This window comes from Halopseudomonas sp. (assembly GCF_036960865.1).
Taxonomy (GTDB): domain Bacteria; phylum Pseudomonadota; class Gammaproteobacteria; order Pseudomonadales; family Pseudomonadaceae; genus Halopseudomonas.
In genome coordinates this window covers 58,232-76,125 of sequence record NZ_JBALWE010000008.1, presented here as the reverse complement: position 1 = coordinate 76,125, position 17,894 = coordinate 58,232, and the positions used below count along the sequence as shown (strand labels likewise).

Sequence of the window (17,894 nt, the reverse complement as noted above, 5' to 3'; positions counted from 1 at the left end):
TGCTGGGAAGCTGGCTTTTAGGTGTTTTTTGGAGTTTTAAGCGGCAGGGTTAGCCATTTACTGAGAGGAGCGCTAAATAAGTAATTAATGCCATGGCGTTGGGCAAGCTTGGCTATAATTATCGGAATTAATATGCCTGATAAAAGTCCAGCTGTTATGTGTAGTTCTTCTGAGTCAATGCCTAGTATTTTGCTGAGAATTACTCTAGCTCCACTACCGCTCAAGATGTGAATTAAATATATGGCCATGGAGAATTGGCCAATTGTGCGAAGAAACCCAAGGCTATTTGATGGGATTGTTGTAGATATAGATGTGACTAGGGCTATCGAAAGGGTGGCTAGCAGCAGCGAGTCCACCCCCTTGTCCATGTAGGTTTTCCCTAGTATGTTGTGAAAGACGTACTGAAGTCCAATAAATGTCAATAACATTAGGAGTAAGCTGTAAGTGCTGTTCAGCTTTTCTGGAATATTATGTCTGGTAAAGCTTATGCCTATAGAAAAAAACACAAGATTTTCGCAAAGCTGTATTAGCGGCGTAGGCAAGTTGTCAGGGTGGTATAAATATGCCGCTGCAGAGGTCATTAGTAAGAACGAGTTGAATAGTTCTCTAAATATGAGTGTGTAAATTGTGGAAGCAATAAAGGTAATGAATAAAACAAAGAGAAACCAGAACTGAGCTCTTGGTACCCATATGGAAAGAACTTCTGATGGTTGTATGTTTCCATTTGTGAAGTCTGACATTATGAGCTCTGCTCCTCCTTGGAGAAGTGACCATAATATATAGGGGTATATTATGGTGTCTAGTTTGCTGTATATTAAGCGTCTTCCCCCTCTTCTGGAAAGTGATGATTGAAAGAATAGCCCCGAAAGGAAGAAGAAAAGGGGCATGTGAAATGTATATATTACGCTATCGATGGTTTGATAAAGCTGTTCATTGTTAATTAAGTCTGCTTTTATTAGTCCACGAACTACGTGACCATATACAACCAAGATTATTCCAATTGCTTTTGCGTAGTCGACCCAGTCGGATCTTTCAGTAGCGGCGGCGATTTTTGGCATGACTTTATTTTTATTTTCCGCAGATTTGCTAATAAGCATTTTTGTTGATAAAACCCTTGAATACGGTCAAGAACACTATTTTCAAATCCAGAAACAGCGACCAGTTGCGGATGTAGTCGAGATCGAACTCGATACGTTTTTCCATCTTGTCGAGTGTGTCGGTCTCGCCACGCCAGCCGTTGATTTGCGCCCATCCGGTTATGCCCGGCTTGACCTTGTGGCGCAGCATGTAGCCGCTGATAACCTTGCGATACTCCTCGTTGTGGGCTATCGCGTGAGGGCGTGGGCCAACAATAGACATTTCACCACGTAGTACATTGATGAACTGCGGCAGTTCATCAAGAGAAGTCTTGCGCAGGAAGGCGCCGAACGGCGTGATACGGTTGTCGTTGCGTGTCGCTTGAGTCACCTTGCCACCGTTTTCCATGACCTTCATGCTGCGAAACTTCCAGACTTCGATAGGCTTGCCGTCAATGCCGTAGCGCTTCTGGCGGAAGAGAGCCGGGCCGGGCGACGTCATGCGCACACAAAAGGCAATAAACAGCATAGGCAAAGCGATCAGAGCCAGAATAAGACAGGACAGAACAATGTCTTCAATGCGTTTTACGATGCGGTTGGCGCCGTCCATGGGCGTGTCGAAAATACTGATGCTGGGTAGGCCATTGATCGACTCGCTGCGTGCGTGCAGAAGATCAAAAACAAACACATCAGGAATGATATAGACCGACGCAGTGCTGTCGCTGAGTTCATCCAGCAGCCATTTGATCTTCAGCTCTGCCCGCATCGGCAGCGTAATATAGATTTTGTCGATGATACCGGCCTTGGCATCTCTTACCAATGCCTGCATATCGCCATTGGTGGGAATAGAGACGGGTGTACCTGCCAAAGGCACTGGGTCGCTGGACTTGTCGTCATAGAAACCCATCAAATTCAGCCCCATCCAGGGCGTGCTCACGATGTTGTCTGCCAAGCGCTGGCCTAGCGGCCCTGAACCTGCAATCGCTACCGAGCGAGTGTTGTAACCACGGCTGCGTAATTGGCGCATGGTATGCCGCAGCCCCACTCGGTAAAACAGCAGTGCGATCAGCCCGGTGGAAAACCAGATGATCTTGTCCATGTCGGGCAGGCGGGTGTTCTGAAACAGAAAATAATCGGCAACGAACATTCCGGCAAAGGCCACCGCCCAGTTACCGCCAACCTGGCGAAGCTCTTTGAAGGATTCTTCGCCGCGCCAGGAACCGTACAGCTGGCTGAAATCATTGATCAAATAAAACAGGAAGAGTGTGACAAGCAAACTGATCCAGTGATCGCGGTGCAGGGTGGTGTCTTGCCACCAGAGCACCAGCAAAAAGGCCAGGCCGATGACCAGAATATCCAGCCAGCGATGCAGCACGGCAAGCATGGGTTCGTTCGAGCGGATAATGCCATTCTGGTTATGCATCATGCTTTCATACCTGAAAAATTCCGTATCAATAACGTCTGTGCAGCAAGAGCAAGGGGGCCAGGCCTTGGAAAGCAAGATCCTGGCAGAGCGCCGTGATCAAAGGGATTTGATATGGGCTAACAGTTCCTCGGTCTTTTCCTTCATCAAGCCGGCGTTGCCTCGGCTTTCGACATTCAGCCGAATCACCGGTTCAGTGTTGGAGGCACGAAGATTGAATCGCCATTGTGCAAAGCGAATACTCACTCCGTCCGTGTGATCTACGTCTTCGGCGTTTTCGGAATAGGCACGCTCAATGGCGGCCAAAACCGCCGGGGCATCCGGCACCGTAAGGTTGATCTCACCAGAGGACGGGAAGGCCGCGATACGTTCGTCGACCAGGGCGGACAGCGGCTTCGCTTTCACACACAGCAACTCAGCGACCAGTAACCAGGGGATCATACCACTGTCGCAGTAGGCAAAATCGCGGAAGTAGTGGTGAGCGCTCATCTCGCCCCCGTATATGGCATCTTCCTGGCGCATACGCTCCTTGATGAAGGCATGCCCGGCCTTGGTTTGTACAGCGACCCCGCCGTTGGACTCAACTTGCTCCACTGTATTCCAAGTCAGGCGGGGGTCATGAATGATCCGCGCGCCTTTTTCTTTCTGCAGGAAGGCTTCTGCAAGTAGCCCGACAATGTAGTAACCTTCGATAAAGCGACCCTGTTCGTCAAAGAGGAAACAGCGGTCAAAGTCGCCGTCCCAGGCTATGCCCATATCAGCCTTGTGCTCCAACACAGCGTTCCGCGTCATGTCGCGGTTTTCGATCAATATTGGGTTGGGAATGCCATTCGGAAAGCTGCCATCAGGTTCATGACAAATCTTGATGAAAGTTACAGGAACGCCAGCTGCTTGGAATGCAGCTTCAATAGCGTCAAGCGCGGGACCGGCGGCGCCGTTGCCCGCATTAACCACCAGTTTAAGTGGTCGCGAAAACTTCGCAATATCGACATATCCCATCAGATGTTCGACGAACGCAGGGCGTGTATCCACACATTCGTAGCTACCGCGCGCAGCGTCATCGACGCGCGGATCGCGGCCGTTGACAAGATCGAAGTTCATGGATTCCGCCATGGAGCGGATATCGGCTAGCCCGGTATCCGCTGATATGGGACGGGAGCCTTCGCGCACCAGCTTGAAGCCGTTGTAGTCGATAGGGTTGTGTGAGGCAGTCACTTCAATACCGCCGTCGACGCCCAAATGGAAGGTCGCGAAATAGACTTCCTCGGTACCGGCCAATCCCAAATCAAGGACATCCACACCCTCGTCACGCAAGCCGTTGGCAAGCGCCGATTTGAGTTCGGGAGAGGTGGCGCGTACATCGCCTCCCAGCACTATACGCTGAGGCTTTAGGAAGCGGGCAAAAGAGCGGGCGATGCGGTAGGCGATGTCTTCATTCAGCTCTGTGCCGAGCTGGCCTCGGATATCGTAGGCTTTGAAGCAGGTGAGACTGTTCATGTTAGGCCGTATCTTAGTTAATGTGAAAGTTGCGGAAGTAATATTAAGTCGTAATAGAGGCTATTTGCAGCGTAGGTCGTGAAAATTGAGATTGGATTTATCTGGATTTTACTGTGTCGGTTATAAATAAAATAAGTGACTTGGGGTAGCTTAGGAAGTAGCGTTTTATCAGCTTTGGTTCATCGTACATTCTGTATAGAAATCTTAAGTTAAACTTATCAATTAAGGGTGGGTAGTAACTCTTACCTCGCGAAGCCGTTTGGTGAAAAAAACCACCACAAGTAAAAGCTGCTCCTCTCCATCCTGTTGAAAGTAGCTTGCTGATGAACTCCTCTTGCTTGGGAGTACCCATCCCCACAACTACAATGTCAGGGTTTAAATGGTTTAAATCGTTAATGTATTCGGCTGCTTCTGCTTCGTTTTTAAAGTACCCATGTCTTGTTGTTTTTATTCGTAGCTTGCTGTACTCGTTTTTAAAAACCTCGGCTGCTATTTCTACTACCCCCGGTTCTGCCCCAATGAGGGCTAAGGTTTTGTCATGCTTGAGAGCAAATTCAAATACTGAGGGGGCCATAGAGGTCATGTCGAAGCTGACTCGAGAGATGGGTTTTCGATATAAGAAAGAGGCTAGTTTAGCTAACAGTATCCCATCAAAGAAAATGGTGTCGAATTCTTTGAATTTTTCAGGTTCTTTTCGGTAATGTAAATACGAGTAAGGATTGAGAAATGTTGCTGTTAGTTCGTGGAATTCGCTCGGCGCCTTGTCGCCGATTTTTGACTTCAAGTTTTGCATTCTGGGTCACTTTTCGGTGTTAGTCTTTTCTTGAGCAGAGGGGGGCGGAGAGCCTTTTGAGCTAGATTTGTTCTCAATCTCTGATTTTTTTTCTTTTTCAAAATATGAGCTTGAGATTATTGCTATTGAAAGAGCTACATATACATTGTTCAGGGCTGATACCGAAAATCCAGTGGAGAAGAGTATGCCAACTACACATACTTTTTGAGCAAGACTAAGGTTCTTTAGGAGAAGCCAAGTAGAGAGATAAAGAAAAATTAGTCCGACGAACCCATGATCGTATATGGCTCGGAGGATAAAAGAATGGAGGATGACTGAGTAGCAGGTTGAACTACCATCATAGCTAAATAGTTTTTCATAAAAAGATAGGGCGCTACAGGATGCAGGATCCAACGGCGTGATTGGTGCAGTGCCAAAAAGATAATTTAGCAGTCCCCAGTCTCTAATTGAGTATAAAAACTGTAGAAAAAAACGATAACGATCCAAAGACTCTAGGTTGAATCCGTCGCTTTGACGTTGCGAAAATATAAATGCTGCGATGAACAGTACTACTGGGATGGCCGCCAAATACAGCAGTGTGTTGAAGCCAATTTTTTTTCCATGGGAGAAGAAAAGAGCGATAGCCAAACAGATAATGGATGATCTAGAGCCGGAAAGCATGAATACAATGATGGTGAGAGCTGTAAGAGTTGGGCTTATCTTCTTGTTGTGTATGTTGTAAAGATAAAATATTAGCGCTAGAAATATGAGCTCAAAGTTATTTTCAACTAGTAGCGTGGGGCGGTCTTCACCTACAATAAAGCGGTCTATAGAGTATTTGAAGAGAAATAGGCTGAGGGTGATTTTGAATAATTTTGATATGTCCTCCTTTCCAAAAAAAGATTTTCCGGTAAAAAAAGAGAGAAATATTAGATAGTAAAAGGCCTTAAAGGCTTGTGCAAAGTCTAGAGGGTTTGCTTTTGCGTAGTATGTTGAAATAATAAATGATATTGAAATGTAGGTAGTTGATATCGCCGCTATTATGAATGCTGCTGTGTTTATTCTCTTTGTCGTCATGCACAGGAGTGCCGATGCAAAAAAAAGAACCTCTAAATAGGCGGTGGCATTGATTCGTAATGCACTGGTGGCGTATATGGATCCTAGAATGCATATAAAAATAAGGCCATAAATTATAAGGCCGCGAACCTTGCTTTTTTTAGGGTTGAGTGGCTCGGTGGAGCCGCCGGCGTAGTTATACATTTTCTATCGCTTCAATATATCCGTTACTCATTGTATCTAAAGAGTACAGCTTTGATCTCTCGGAAGATCGATTGCATAGCTCTTTTTTTAATTTCGTGTCGGATATGAGTAGTTGCATTGATGTTGCCCATGCATCTATGTTGAATGTTTCAACTCGTATGCCGCTATCAGAAACAATTTCTTGCATTGCAGGAATGTCGCTACAGATTATAGGCAGGCCAGCTGACATGGCTTCGACTACGGAGAAACCAAAAGCTTCGTATTTTGAAGGGAATACAAAACAATCTCCAGACAGCAGGAATCTGGGAACTTCATTTGGCTTGATTTCTCCTATTAGGAAGACTTTATCAGAAAGGTTCTCTTTAATAATAAGTTGATTAAAATGCTCCCTTAATTCGCCATCTCCAGCGATATGAAGCTCGGCATTCTCCACGTCGCGCATTGCTAATATTATTGTTTCTTGATTCTTTTGAGGGTGCAGTCTGCCAGTAGATATAAATCGAAATTTAGCGCTGCTTTTTTTTATGGTAGTACAGTCACCGGTATGCTCTACTATCTCTGGTATCCCATTTAGAACTAGGGTCAGCTTACTCCTGTAGGCGCTTGGATAGTCTTTGAAAGAGTCAAATACGGTTTGAGAAACAGTTATGGCTTTGGAGTAGAAACCAAGCCTACCAATAAATCTATCAATATGTCTGCATATCGTAGGGTAGGTTTCTACCGGGTTTCTATGTGACGCAACTATTTTTTTTACGCCACAGAAGCGGCCAATGATACCGCTTATAACGTTCGCATAATGTGTATAGCTTACAATGGCGTAAGGGCGCTCAGATAACAGAAGAAAGATAAGGCGCGTTATTATGATGATCAAATGTAATGGGTTCTTAGGTTGCTCTGGAAATAAAGATATTACGTTGTGTTCGCTTTGGTATACAGGTCTTTTAGTGTAGAGAAATACGACAGAGGAATCATAGCCCTTTTCTCTGAACTTTATTGAATTTCTAATTGCAGCACCTTGCGCGCCGCCTGCTTCCATCTGTGTGATGATGTGGAGTACTTTTCTCATCTTACTTCCTTTGTGGTGAGGAGAGCTTTAACAGTATCAGAAGGGCGCACATGGTGCCGTAGCACTTGAGTAGTTGAACGATAAGTACACACTTTATCTTATCGGCTAGGTCGAGCTCTTTGGATTTTGATATGCTGCAAATGTTATCCCAGGAGGAAAGGGATATTTTTATGGCTCTAAGGAGCTTGAGATTGCCGCTTGAAACTTTCCCACCCGCAACTCTCCGCATCTTAGTCTTTAGCTCCTGCAAGCTGCCACGAGCGGGATGGCGGACAACAGATGTTGGGTTATAAATTATAGAGTAGCCTGCTTTAGTCGCACGCTTGTTCCATTCTATGTCTCCACCGGAAAGCAGCTTCGCGTTGAAGTTTCCGACTTGATCGAAGATTGTTCTGCGCACAATCAGGTTTGCGGTTACAGATACACCATTTTTTGCGTTCGTTTTTTGATTGAACGCGGTAACGTAGTCCAGTTTTTCGTATATGGACGGGGGGCTACTAGAGTAAAAAAGCGAAACGTGGCCGGCAATCCTATCTACTTTTTGGTTGGAAAAAAAACTTAATGCTGAGGAAATCCAGTCTGAGCTCGGGATGCAATCGGAGTCAGTGAAAAATATATAATCCCCTTTTGCTTTTTGCAGGCCTTTGTTACGTGCTGCGTAAGAGCCCGGTATGGGTTCGTCGAGAACCACTACGTTATCGCTTAACTGGGGCAGGGGGTTGCCAGGGTTGTTGTTGACTAAAATTATCTCGTACTCGTCGCGTGGTAAGTCCTGCTGCTGCAAGGCTTGAATGCACTTTTCGAGTTGTTCGTTATCGTTGTATGTGGGGATGATTATGGATGCGATTGCCATTGTCATGCCTTAATTATTAGGGATTTGACTTTTTCCCACATCGCATATGTTTTTTCTTTTTCTGATTTTGCATGAGCGAGCAGAATCTCTCGAAGCTTTTGGTTTTCGCTACTTTCCGAAATACTCAAAACAGATGATAGAAAATGTTCGGCGTCCTTGGATTGAATGCTGAGATGAGACATTTCGTAATCTGCCATCAGCTCTTTATATTTATGAGACCAGCCGGTAGCGATACACGGGACCCCCTGAGACAGCCCACTTACTAGTCCGTGAAATCTTGAGCTCACTAACATAAGAGATTTTCCGATTATATACTTTATATCTATCGGGCTTTCTAGTATCAATATTTCAGTATCTTGGCTAAGCTGGCTTATTTTTTGTGCGAGTTTTATATCGCCTTCGCCTTCATGAATTAATAGATATGGTGAGTGACCTTTTTCTTTTAAAAGATTAATGGCGTCGGCAAATAGCCTCGTATAGCTATTTCTGTCGGACTCTCCCATGGAAACCATTTTTGAATTCGGGATAAAGCATGGTCTTGAGTAATATCCGGATAGATCGCAGTGATTAGGAGGTGGTGGCGTTATCGCATTAGTGAAGTCGGGCGACAACACCGCTTTTCCTGGCAGGATTTCATCTAGACTTCTAAGAGATACTTTATCTCTGGCGAATACTAGGTCTGCATTTTCTAGTATTTTCAATGCTGCAGATCTAAGGCGACTGTCGTTAAATGGTCCGAAGGCTTGAGGCATCAAAATGACCTTCTTCCCTCGCTTTTTCCACGCGCCAATGCGATTCGCTAAACGTTGTTCGGCCTTCTGATAGCCCCACTGATCGCCATAAGCGAAACCGGATGCGTCCAGTATAACGTCAATTTCACTATCGACGATAATCCCATATTTTAATCTGAGTTTTTTGGGTATAACTTGAAAAAGCTTAGACAGGTCGTAAGTTTTATTTTTTATTGTGAGTGAGGCTTTTTGATATAGGCAATATTTTGATCGGCTCATGTAGCTGGAGTTTGGCTCAACTACAAACCTTATTTCTTCTTTTGAGTTGTGGAGTGCCTCGAGTATGGAGGCGAGCATTAGCTCTGCTCCTTTATTGGGAATTCCGATGCCTTTTATTTCGATGGTTTTCATATTTGCTCTTTATATTATTTGGGTGATTTCTTCCCAGTATTTCTTTTGCGAATATGGTATTTCGCCTTCGTCTAGTGCGTAGCCCGTGCTAATAAGCATTATCACTCGTTCGTGAGGTGGCAGTTGCAGAGCTTTACTTATTTTCTCGTCTTTGTCCCTGATGTCAGGCCAGTTTATGGGACAGCTATCAAGGCCCAAGGTCTGCAGTGCAAGCAATAGTTGCATGTTTGCTAAGGAGGAATCGATATAAATTAGGTGGCGGTCACGCTCGTAAGGGTATGCTGAAAGGTCACCGATTGAGACTATTAGAAGGGGGATGTTATGAGAAAAACCTTTCGTACCGCCTGCCAAGTTGGCTATCGCCAAAATTGTTTCCTTATCTTTAATTATTATATGTCGGTAAGGCTGGCGATTGCACGCGGATGGAGCTAGAGAAGCTATGTTGATGGCTGCCGTCACTCTTTCGATTTCTACTTCCCTCTCTTGGTACCAGCGTACAGATCTTCGCTTGGTAAAAAGATGCTGTAGTTCGTCGAAGGTGATCTTGCTCTTGGGTAGGTCGCTATGCTTGTAAGGCTTAAACTCACTAGGCAGTAAAGTATTGCGCTTCGCCTCAGGTTGTACCTCGCTTGGGCACTTCCTGAAGATTTCGTAAGATGATTTTATTTTTCCGTTAAGCTCAACAGCCTTGAAGTACTCTATGAGCACGTCGTGCGCCCACTTTAGCTCGCTGTTTCTGACTGTAGGAGAGTCTGCGGCTTTCCGATAGCATTCCACCGTCTCCCCTATGAACCCTTCCGCAAATACCTTTCTGCGGGGGCGCATGATCAACCCCTTCTCTAGTCGGTGTATATTCCTTCTGAGCAAGGGATAGCTACTTTGATTGGTATTTAATCCTTTGTAGTATGCTAATTGCCCGCTGAGGACAGCCTTATGCTCTCGGTCGAATGAACGATTTACGATAGCATAGTGTAAGGAGCTTAGTACTGTGCTTTTAGAAGCTAACTTGTAGTACAGATTTCTCGTTTTTCTATATGCGGATTTGATCCGGTGGCTGCTTAGTGGCTGTTTCATTTATTCATCTTTCCGCTTGCTATTAGCATGAGGTATCTAAAGGGCGATAGGTATGCTTTTGTCATCATAAAGAACACAGGTCTTGTTTTTTTGTATATCGCTAGAGAAATGTACGATGATGCTGCGTAAGAAAGCAGAGTTGCATATGCGGCGCCCTCGCCACCAAACTTTGGGATTAGGTAAAGGTTTGCTGCGATATTGGCAAATGCGCCTAGACCCTGGGTTATTAAAGAAAAAATTAACGCGCCTTCAATAATAATCCACTTTGAGAATGCGGCTCTTAAAAATATAAATATACAAGCCCATATATGTATCTGGAGTATGTCTGAGCTTTCGCTGTAAGCCGCCCCAAAGAAAAAAGATATTATAAAAGGGGCTGCGAAGGTGAACGCTATAGCGATAGTTATTGCGAGCGCAAAAAGGAGGTCAAATAGCCTTTGTAGATTTAGCGTAAACTCTTGTTTGTTTTGGTGGATCGATATTAGCTTTGGGAAGAACGTTGCGACGATCGCAATGGGTATGAAGTATATTGCTTCTGAGAGCTGAGCTGCGACAGCGTATATACCTACTTCACTACTGCCCGACATTTTCTCTAGCATGATTTGATCGGCTTTTAGATTCACTATTGCGAAAACAGAGCCTGCGTATATCAACCAGCCTTCTGAGAATAGCTTTCTTGCCCTTTCTTTGTTGAACTTCCATGTGGTGACACTGTGTCCGGTGGTAAGTTTGTATATTGCAATGAATAGCCCTGCGATTACTATTGATTGAATTAGGTTTCCTAGGCTGAAGTACAGCAGAGATAGACCAGTGAAGCAAAGTGATATTTTGAACAGTGATGCGCTGGCAATGCCCGCCACCCTAGATATAGTGATGTATCGAGCTTTTATTTTTGACTGGAACCAATAATCTACTACGTCGAAACAATTGAAGAGCATTGCCGATCCAATGATTAGTATCATTGAGAATTTTATAGTGTTTTGCCATTCAGTTATAACGGCGTAAATCAGAAGTAGGCAAAACCCGGACAGCATCCCTATAAATTTTAGGCCTAAGCAGGTTCCAAGTGTTTCGTCCGCTCTTTCTGGGTGCTTTACTAGCTCTCGTACGACTAGCCCGCTCAAGCCCATGTGACCAGCCACTGCGAAAAGTGTGCCTAAAGAAATAGCGTAGGCCAAAATGCCGTAGTCACTCGGGCCTAGGTATCGCGCGACCACCACTGTGGTGAGAAATGTGATTAATAAAGATGCTCCTTTGTCGACGAATATCCATAGTATATTAAGAATATACTTTTTCGCGGCAACGAATTTCGTATTGCTGTTCACTTGTGTTGTGGCCAGTTTGGTTTGTGTTATTCGCTTCGTTTTCTAGTGCTGGTTTTTATAAGCAGGGCTATGATTTATTTTAGTCGCTACCGAATATGTCTCTTGTGTATACCTTATCAGTTACGTCGGCTAGTTCTCGGGTTCCTCTGTTCGCGATGATGACCGAGCTTCGCGCTTTGAAATCCTGAATGTTATTTACCACTTGGGAATTGAAGAACGTTTTTTCGTCAATGGTTGGTTCGTAAACTATGATTTCGATTCCTTTTGCCTTAATGCGCTTCATCACCCCTTGAATCGCCGAGGCACGGAAGTTGTCAGAGTCCGCCTTCATGACTAGCCTATATATACCTACTGTTTTTGGCCCTCTCTTAATTATTGAGTCTGCGATAAAGTCTTTTCGCGTGCGGTTAGCATCTACAATTGCTTGTACCATGTTACTCGGCACATCCTGATAGTTTGCAAGCAATTGCTTTGTATCTTTGGGTAAACAGTAACCGCCATATCCAAAGCTAGGGTTGTTATAGTGATTACCAATGCGTGGGTCCATGCATACGCCATCAATAATTTGGCGAGTGTCCAGCCCGTGGGTTTCCGCATAGGTATCGAGTTCATTGAAGTACGCAACGCGCATGGCGAGGTAGGTGTTGGCGAACAGTTTGATTGCCTCTGCTTCGGTGCTGTTGGTCAGCAGCACCTGTACGTCTTGCTTTACTGCACCTCGTTTCAGTAGTTCCGCGAATGCTTGTGCTCGTTCGCTCTGCTCGCCCACGACAATACGCGAAGGGTAAAGGTTGTCGTACAGCGCTTTACCTTCTCGCAGGAACTCGGGGGAGAAAATAATGTTTGGATGGCCTGTTTTTTCACGTAGTTGCTGGGTATAACCAACAGGGACGGTAGATTTTATTATTAGCGTTGCGTCTGGATTCAAGACTAGGGCGTCTGATACAACTGACTCTACGCTTTTAGTATTGAAGTAGTTAGTTTGCGGGTCGTAATCGGTTGGCGTGGCGATGATGATGTAGTCCGCACCTTTGAACGCCACGCCTTTGTCGGTCGTCGCTTGTAATTGCAGAGGGCGATTGCTGAGAAAGTCTTCGATCTCCGCATCTACGATAGGGGACTTACGAGCATTGATTAGATCCACTTTACTCTGCACGATATCCAGTGCGACCACTTGATTGTGCTGTGCCAAGAGTACGGCGTTGGATAGGCCAACGTAGCCAGTCCCTGCGACGGCGATTTTCATGCATGCGTTCCTTTGGTTTGATTGCGGCTTGTTCGACGAAAGAGGATGAGGCCACCTTTTATCGCCGGCGCTTTAGTGAGGGCAGAGGGAGTTTTTTGCTTTGAGAGACTAGGTCTCGCCATGTGACTGCTGTTTTGCACAGCAGCCACTCTCTGATGAGCGATGTGTCAGGATTTGTCTGACTTGTACTCGTAGTTGTAGTAACCGTAGTTTCCATAGCCGTATGCGCCGTAGGAAGAGGCTTTTTTCACAACGGCATTGAATATCGCACCTTTGAGTTGAATGTCGTTTTGCTCGAACCGACGTTTGGTTACTTCAATTTCCTTCGCGCTGTTCAAGCCAAAGCGAGTCACGATAAGGCTCATGCCCACCTGCCGGCCAACAATACTGGCGTCCGTTACGGCCAGAACCGGGGGGGTGTCGATAATAATGGTGTCGTACTCGTCCTTCACGTTATCCAGGAAGCTCGAGAAGTTGGCATGCATCAGCAACTCGGACGGGTTGGGTGGTATCTGACCTCGTGGAATAAGGTGCAGATTATCCAGTTCCGTTTTGTAGATGGTGTCTGCACTGGTAATTCGGGTAGACAACAGTTCAGAAAGGCCGTTCTCCGGCGCCTGGCGGAACATTTTGTGGATGTATCCTTTGCGCATGTCTGCGTCGATAAGCAGTACTTTCTGGCCTGCCTGCGCCATGATAGCCGCGAGGTTGGCTGAAACAAACGATTTGCCGACCCCAGGACTCGGGCCGGAGATCATCATTATGTTGTTCTTTGATTCGAGGCGAGCGAAGTGCAGGCTGGTACGAAGGCTGCGCAATGATTCGATCGCCAGATCTGCCGGATTGCTGATGGCGAGCAGCAACGAATTCGCATTTGGCGCCGCTTGCCGTTTACCCTTGGCAATGTTTTCGACAACTTCCTGGTCTTTACTGAAGGGGATGCTGGCGTAAACCGGGAGCCCGAGTTGCTCGATAACGTCGGGATCTTCTACTCCTCGGTTCATGGCGTGGCGCAGTAGCACTACAGCAACACCAATTATGCCCCCCATTAGCGTCGCGATGAATGCAATCAATGCCTTCTGGGGTTTCACGGGTTGGACGATGTTTACATCGGCGTTGTCGATAATGCGGACATTGCCCACGGTGCCTGCACGCATTACATCCAGCTCTTGTGAGCGGTTTAAAAGGGCCGTGTACACCTCGGTGGTAACCTGCACATCACGCGTAAGCCGCAGAAGCTCTTGTTGTGTCTCTGGCAGGCCTTCTACCTTGCTGGTGAGCTCGTCTTTTTGTCGCTTGAGCTGCTCCATCTGGTCGAGCAGGGCTTGGTAGGACGGGTGCTGACGTGTGAACCGGCGCTCCATTTCAGCGCGCTTGAGGTTTTGCTCTGAGATCAGTGTGTCGATCTCAACAATTTGATCAAGCACTGCCTGTGTTTCAATAGAAATGTCCACTGACTTGCTGCTGGTTTGGTAGTCGTTCAACGCCTGCTCATAGCGTTCAAGCTCTTTGCGTACTTGCGGTAACTGTTGCTTTAGAAACTCCAGGCTCTGCGCCGCCTCTGCTGAGTTTCGCTCTACGTTTTGGCGCACGTACAGTTTGCTGACTTCATCTAGGACCCTGGTCGCATGCTCGGGCTCAGGACTTTGCAGTGCGAGGGCAACGATACCGGAGTCTCTTCCGCGCTCTGTCGCTTCGATTTGCTCTTGGTAACTCAGTGTGGTGTTGAGCTCGCGGGATTTGATTAGGGTGAATTCGGCTCCGGGGTTGGCCATCAGCGTCTGGATCTGGATCTTGAATCCGCCCTGTACTACCTGCTCGCCAACGTTGCCTTCCACCAGCAGGTTCTCACCTTCGCTGTACAGCCCAAAAGTTTGATTCTCTCCTACGACCAACGTCAGTGGTTTAGCCAGGTAGTCGGCGGGCACCTCAAGCTGAAATACATCCAACTGCTCGCCACCCCAGTTGTAGCTATTCAAGCCAAGCCAGGGGGCTGCAACGGGTTGCTGTTCCGTTGGCGTGAAGCGCCTCGCTATCCACTGGCCCAATACCGGGAAATAGTTTGGCTTAACCGTAATATCCAGCTTGAGATTACGTACGGTCTGCCCTACAACTGCGCGCGACTTTAAAAGCTCTATTTCGGTAACAGCTTTTGAGGTTGCGCCAAACATTTCGCCGACTTCGCTGAAAGCGGATAGGCCGCCTCCGGACTTTTCCTCAATCTGGATCAGCGCATTAGCCTGATAAATAGGGGTTGCCAGCAGAGCATAAGCGACACCGATTACTGCAAAAACCAACGTAAATCCGATGATTATCCATTTACCATCTATCAACGCCCCCAGCAGAGCCAGCAGGTCAATTTCATCACTGTCGTGTTGTGGTGCTTGAGGAGAGGGGGTGTTGTTTTGCATGAAATCCCTTAAATGGATAACCAGGATGGTGACGCTGGGTGTTTATAGGTGTTTTGACCAGCTGGCGACGCCTTGGCTGATCAGAGTATAGACGTGTTCAAATGCAGGCTTTTGCTGGCGATAGGGGTCAGGTATTTTTTGGTCGCTTTGCCATTTGCCTAGCAGGAAGGTCTTGCCGCGTGCTTCGGGGGCCATCTCTAGGATGTCGTGTACGTGCCTGGGTTCCATGGTGAGAATCAGGTCGTTTTGGTGTAGCAGGTCGCGGGTAAGCTGCTGGGTGCTGTGATGCGGATGGTCACCGCCGTGGGCGCGGAGTACCTCAAGGGCGGTAGCGTCCATGGGTTTGCCGACCAGGGCGCCGAGGCCGGCAGAGCTGACCTTGATGCCTTTATGTTGCAGGCTTTGCTGCAGCATGGCTTCAGCCATGGGGCTGCGGCAGATATTGCCTACGCAGACGACGAGGATGGTTTTGAACATGGGTACTGTTGGTCTCTGCCTTGATTATTCCGTGGCTTCGGTCTTGGGCTGGCAGGCTGTTTTTGCCAGCTTGGCGTGTTCAGAGGCCATTCTTATATGACGATAAAGTGACGTCAATGAAAAGGATGTCTTTGTGCGCCAAAACGGTGCCTTCAGGCACGCTACCGCCCCAGGATTTACAGTCTTCCTCCTGAGGACTCTCTCTAGCATGCGGTTGGTCGGCCGCGTTAAGGGCGCCTGAGCTTGCGATGCATATTTTAAGCCGAGTCAGTATGTTTAGTTAAGGTTAAAGTTTTGTGACCTTATGTCGCGGGCCAATGCTCGCTAAAACAATAACTAAGGCCCGTCAGTTCGGCTGTTGCCTGACGGGCCGATGGCTTTGAGGGTTGGGGTTGGCCGTGGTTCCGTGGTCGGACGTTATTCAACGGTGACCGATTTGGCCAGATTCCTTGGCTTGTCTACATCCGTGCCCTTAACCAGTGCAACGTGGTAGCTAAGCAGTTGCAGCGGCAGAGTATAAAGCACAGGGGAGACACAGTCTTCCACCCAAGGCAGGGATATCGTCTGGATGCTGCTGTCACTGGTGGGCTCAATGGTTTCGCAGGCGAAATTGATCAATTGGCCGCCGCGCGCGCGCACTTCTTCCAGATTCGACTTGAGCTTTTCCAGCAAGCTGTCGCTAGGCGCGACGCTGACCACGGGCATGTCGTCATCGACCAGCGCCAGGGGGCCGTGCTTGAGTTCGCCGGCGGCGTAGGCTTCAGCGTGAATGTAGGAAATTTCCTTGAGTTTGAGCGCGCCTTCCATTGCGATGGGGTAGTGCGTGCCGCGGCCCAGAAACAAGGCATGGTGTTTGTTGGCGAAGCGCTGCGCCAGCTCGGTGATGGCCGGTTCGAGTGTCAGCACCTGCTCGATCATGGCGGGCAACCCGCGTAGGGCGTTGACGTTGCGTGCGACGAACTCTTGTTGGCCGCGTGCTTGTGCCAACGCGGTGGTGAGCCAAAGCAGGGCGACTAACTGGGTGGTAAAGGCCTTGGTGGAGGCGACGCCGATTTCGGGGCCGGCGTGGGTCAGTAGACGCCAGTCGGCTTCGCGCACCAATGAGCTGCCGGCGACGTTACAGATGGCCAGCGTTGCCAGGTATCCCTGATCCTTGGCGTAGCGCAGGGCGGCCAGGGTGTCGGCGGTTTCGCCCGACTGGGAAATGGTAATCAGCAGTGTGTCCTTGGGTACAACGACGGTGCGATAGCGGTATTCGCTGGCCACTTCTACCTGACAGGGGATGCCTGCCTGGGCTTCGATCCAGTAGCGAGCAACCAGCCCTGCGTGGTAACTGGTGCCGCAGGCCACGATGTGAATGTTGGCAATGTCGGCCAGCCGGGTTTCGGCGTCGGGCCCGAGAATGGCGGTGAGTACATGGTCGTCGCCCAGAGTGCCGGCGATGGTGTCGCGGATTGCCTGCGGCTGCTCGAAGATTTCCTTGAGCATGAAGTGACGATACTCGCCCTTGTCCAAGCTGTGTGCGGCGTGTTCGTAGCGGGTGATTGGGCGATCAACCTGCTGCTCGGTACGGTCCCAGATGTCGCAACCATCCAGGCTGATGCGGGCGTAGTCGCCTTCTTCCAGGTAGCGGAAGCGGTCGGTGACTTGCAGTAGCGCCAGTGGATCGGATGCCAGGTAGCGCTCACCGCTACCTTCACCAATCACCAGCGGGCTGCCCATGCGTGAGCAATAAAGGGTGCTGGGTTCGGCTTCATGCACCACCGCCAGGGCGTAGGCGCCGTGAATTTCGTTTAGTGTGCAGCGAAAAGCGCCGAGCATGTCGTTGCTGTGGCTGTAATGGTGTGCCAGCAAGTGCGCGACCACTTCGGTGTCGGTCTCGGAGGTAAACACGTAGCCCAGATCGATCAGTTTTTTGCGCAGTGGTGCGTGGTTCTCGATGATGCCGTTGTGTACCACAGCCAGGCTGGCAGACAGGTGCGGATGCGCGTTGTGCTCCGCCGGCTTGCCGTGGGTGGCCCAGCGCGTGTGAGCGATACCCAGATTGCCCGTCGCCGGTGTTGCCTGCAGGGCTTTTTCCAGTTCGGCAACCTTGCCCACTGCGCGTACGCGTTGCAGCTTATGCTCGGTAGTAAGCACGGCTACGCCGGCGGAGTCGTAGCCCCGGTATTCGAGGCGACGCAGACCCTCAAGCAGGATGGGAGTGATATCTCGCTGGGCGACGGCGCCGACGATTCCGCACATGGTGGTGTCCTTGGGTCTATTGCAGGTT

General features: G+C 48.3%; 14 protein-coding genes. All 14 read right to left on the bottom strand.

What is annotated here, in order from left to right:
* Positions 1–17: 17 nt before the first annotated feature.
* The 14 genes from V7747_RS12565 to glmS all read right to left on the bottom strand — a co-directional run bounded on the left by V7747_RS12565 (position 18) and on the right by glmS (position 17,866).
* Positions 18–1,097: an acyltransferase family protein gene (locus tag V7747_RS12565; RefSeq protein ID WP_335616373.1), complete on the bottom strand. Its 1,080-nt coding sequence runs from the start codon at positions 1,095–1,097 to the stop codon at positions 18–20.
* Positions 1,087–2,502 (bottom strand): undecaprenyl-phosphate glucose phosphotransferase, encoded by a 1,416-nt coding sequence (locus V7747_RS12560; protein WP_335616372.1) that lies wholly within the window; start codon positions 2,500–2,502, stop codon positions 1,087–1,089. Before V7747_RS12560 ends, V7747_RS12565 begins: the two co-directional genes overlap by 11 nt.
* A 96-nt stretch (positions 2,503–2,598) precedes the next feature.
* Positions 2,599–3,996 carry a phosphomannomutase CpsG gene (locus tag V7747_RS12555; protein WP_335616371.1) on the bottom strand — a complete coding sequence of 466 codons (1,398 nt, stop codon included), beginning with the start codon at positions 3,994–3,996 and terminating at the stop codon, positions 2,599–2,601.
* A 97-nt stretch (positions 3,997–4,093) separates the two neighbouring features.
* A complete protein-coding gene (locus V7747_RS12550; protein ID WP_335616370.1) occupies positions 4,094–4,789 on the bottom strand; it encodes a WecB/TagA/CpsF family glycosyltransferase in 696 nt (231 codons plus the stop codon).
* A gap of 6 nt (positions 4,790–4,795) precedes the next feature.
* On the bottom strand, positions 4,796–6,028 hold the full coding sequence (locus V7747_RS12545; protein ID WP_335616369.1) for a hypothetical protein: 1,233 nt from the start codon (positions 6,026–6,028) through the stop codon (positions 4,796–4,798).
* Positions 6,021–7,094 (bottom strand): glycosyltransferase family 4 protein, encoded by a 1,074-nt coding sequence (locus V7747_RS12540; RefSeq protein ID WP_335616368.1) that lies wholly within the window; start codon positions 7,092–7,094, stop codon positions 6,021–6,023. Before V7747_RS12540 ends, V7747_RS12545 begins: the two co-directional genes overlap by 8 nt.
* A gap of 1 nt (position 7,095) precedes the next feature.
* Positions 7,096–7,947, bottom strand: a complete 852-nt coding sequence (locus V7747_RS12535) for a glycosyltransferase (protein WP_335616367.1) — start codon at positions 7,945–7,947, stop codon at positions 7,096–7,098.
* Between the two features lie 2 nt (positions 7,948–7,949).
* Positions 7,950–9,089, bottom strand: a complete 1,140-nt coding sequence (locus tag V7747_RS12530; RefSeq protein ID WP_335616366.1) for a polysaccharide pyruvyl transferase family protein — start codon at positions 9,087–9,089, stop codon at positions 7,950–7,952.
* Positions 9,090–9,098: 9 nt separating this feature from the next.
* Positions 9,099–9,914, bottom strand: a complete 816-nt coding sequence (locus V7747_RS12525; protein ID WP_335616365.1) for a nitroreductase family protein — start codon at positions 9,912–9,914, stop codon at positions 9,099–9,101.
* Between the two features lie 245 nt (positions 9,915–10,159).
* Complete coding sequence (locus V7747_RS12520; protein ID WP_335616364.1) at positions 10,160–11,488, bottom strand: flippase; 1,329 nt, start codon at positions 11,486–11,488, stop codon at positions 10,160–10,162.
* Between the two features lie 79 nt (positions 11,489–11,567).
* Positions 11,568–12,734 carry a nucleotide sugar dehydrogenase gene (locus V7747_RS12515; RefSeq protein WP_335616363.1) on the bottom strand — a complete coding sequence of 389 codons (1,167 nt, stop codon included), beginning with the start codon at positions 12,732–12,734 and terminating at the stop codon, positions 11,568–11,570.
* Between the two features lie 167 nt (positions 12,735–12,901).
* Positions 12,902–15,145, bottom strand: a complete 2,244-nt coding sequence (locus V7747_RS12510; RefSeq protein ID WP_335616362.1) for a polysaccharide biosynthesis tyrosine autokinase — start codon at positions 15,143–15,145, stop codon at positions 12,902–12,904.
* A gap of 42 nt (positions 15,146–15,187) precedes the next feature.
* Positions 15,188–15,622: a low molecular weight protein-tyrosine-phosphatase gene (locus V7747_RS12505; protein WP_335616361.1), complete on the bottom strand. Its 435-nt coding sequence runs from the start codon at positions 15,620–15,622 to the stop codon at positions 15,188–15,190.
* Between the two features lie 417 nt (positions 15,623–16,039).
* The gene (gene glmS, locus V7747_RS12500; protein WP_335616360.1) at positions 16,040–17,866 is read right to left on the bottom strand and encodes a glutamine--fructose-6-phosphate transaminase (isomerizing); all 1,827 of its coding nucleotides are present in this window, start codon (positions 17,864–17,866) and stop codon (positions 16,040–16,042) included.
* Positions 17,867–17,894 lie beyond the last annotated feature (28 nt).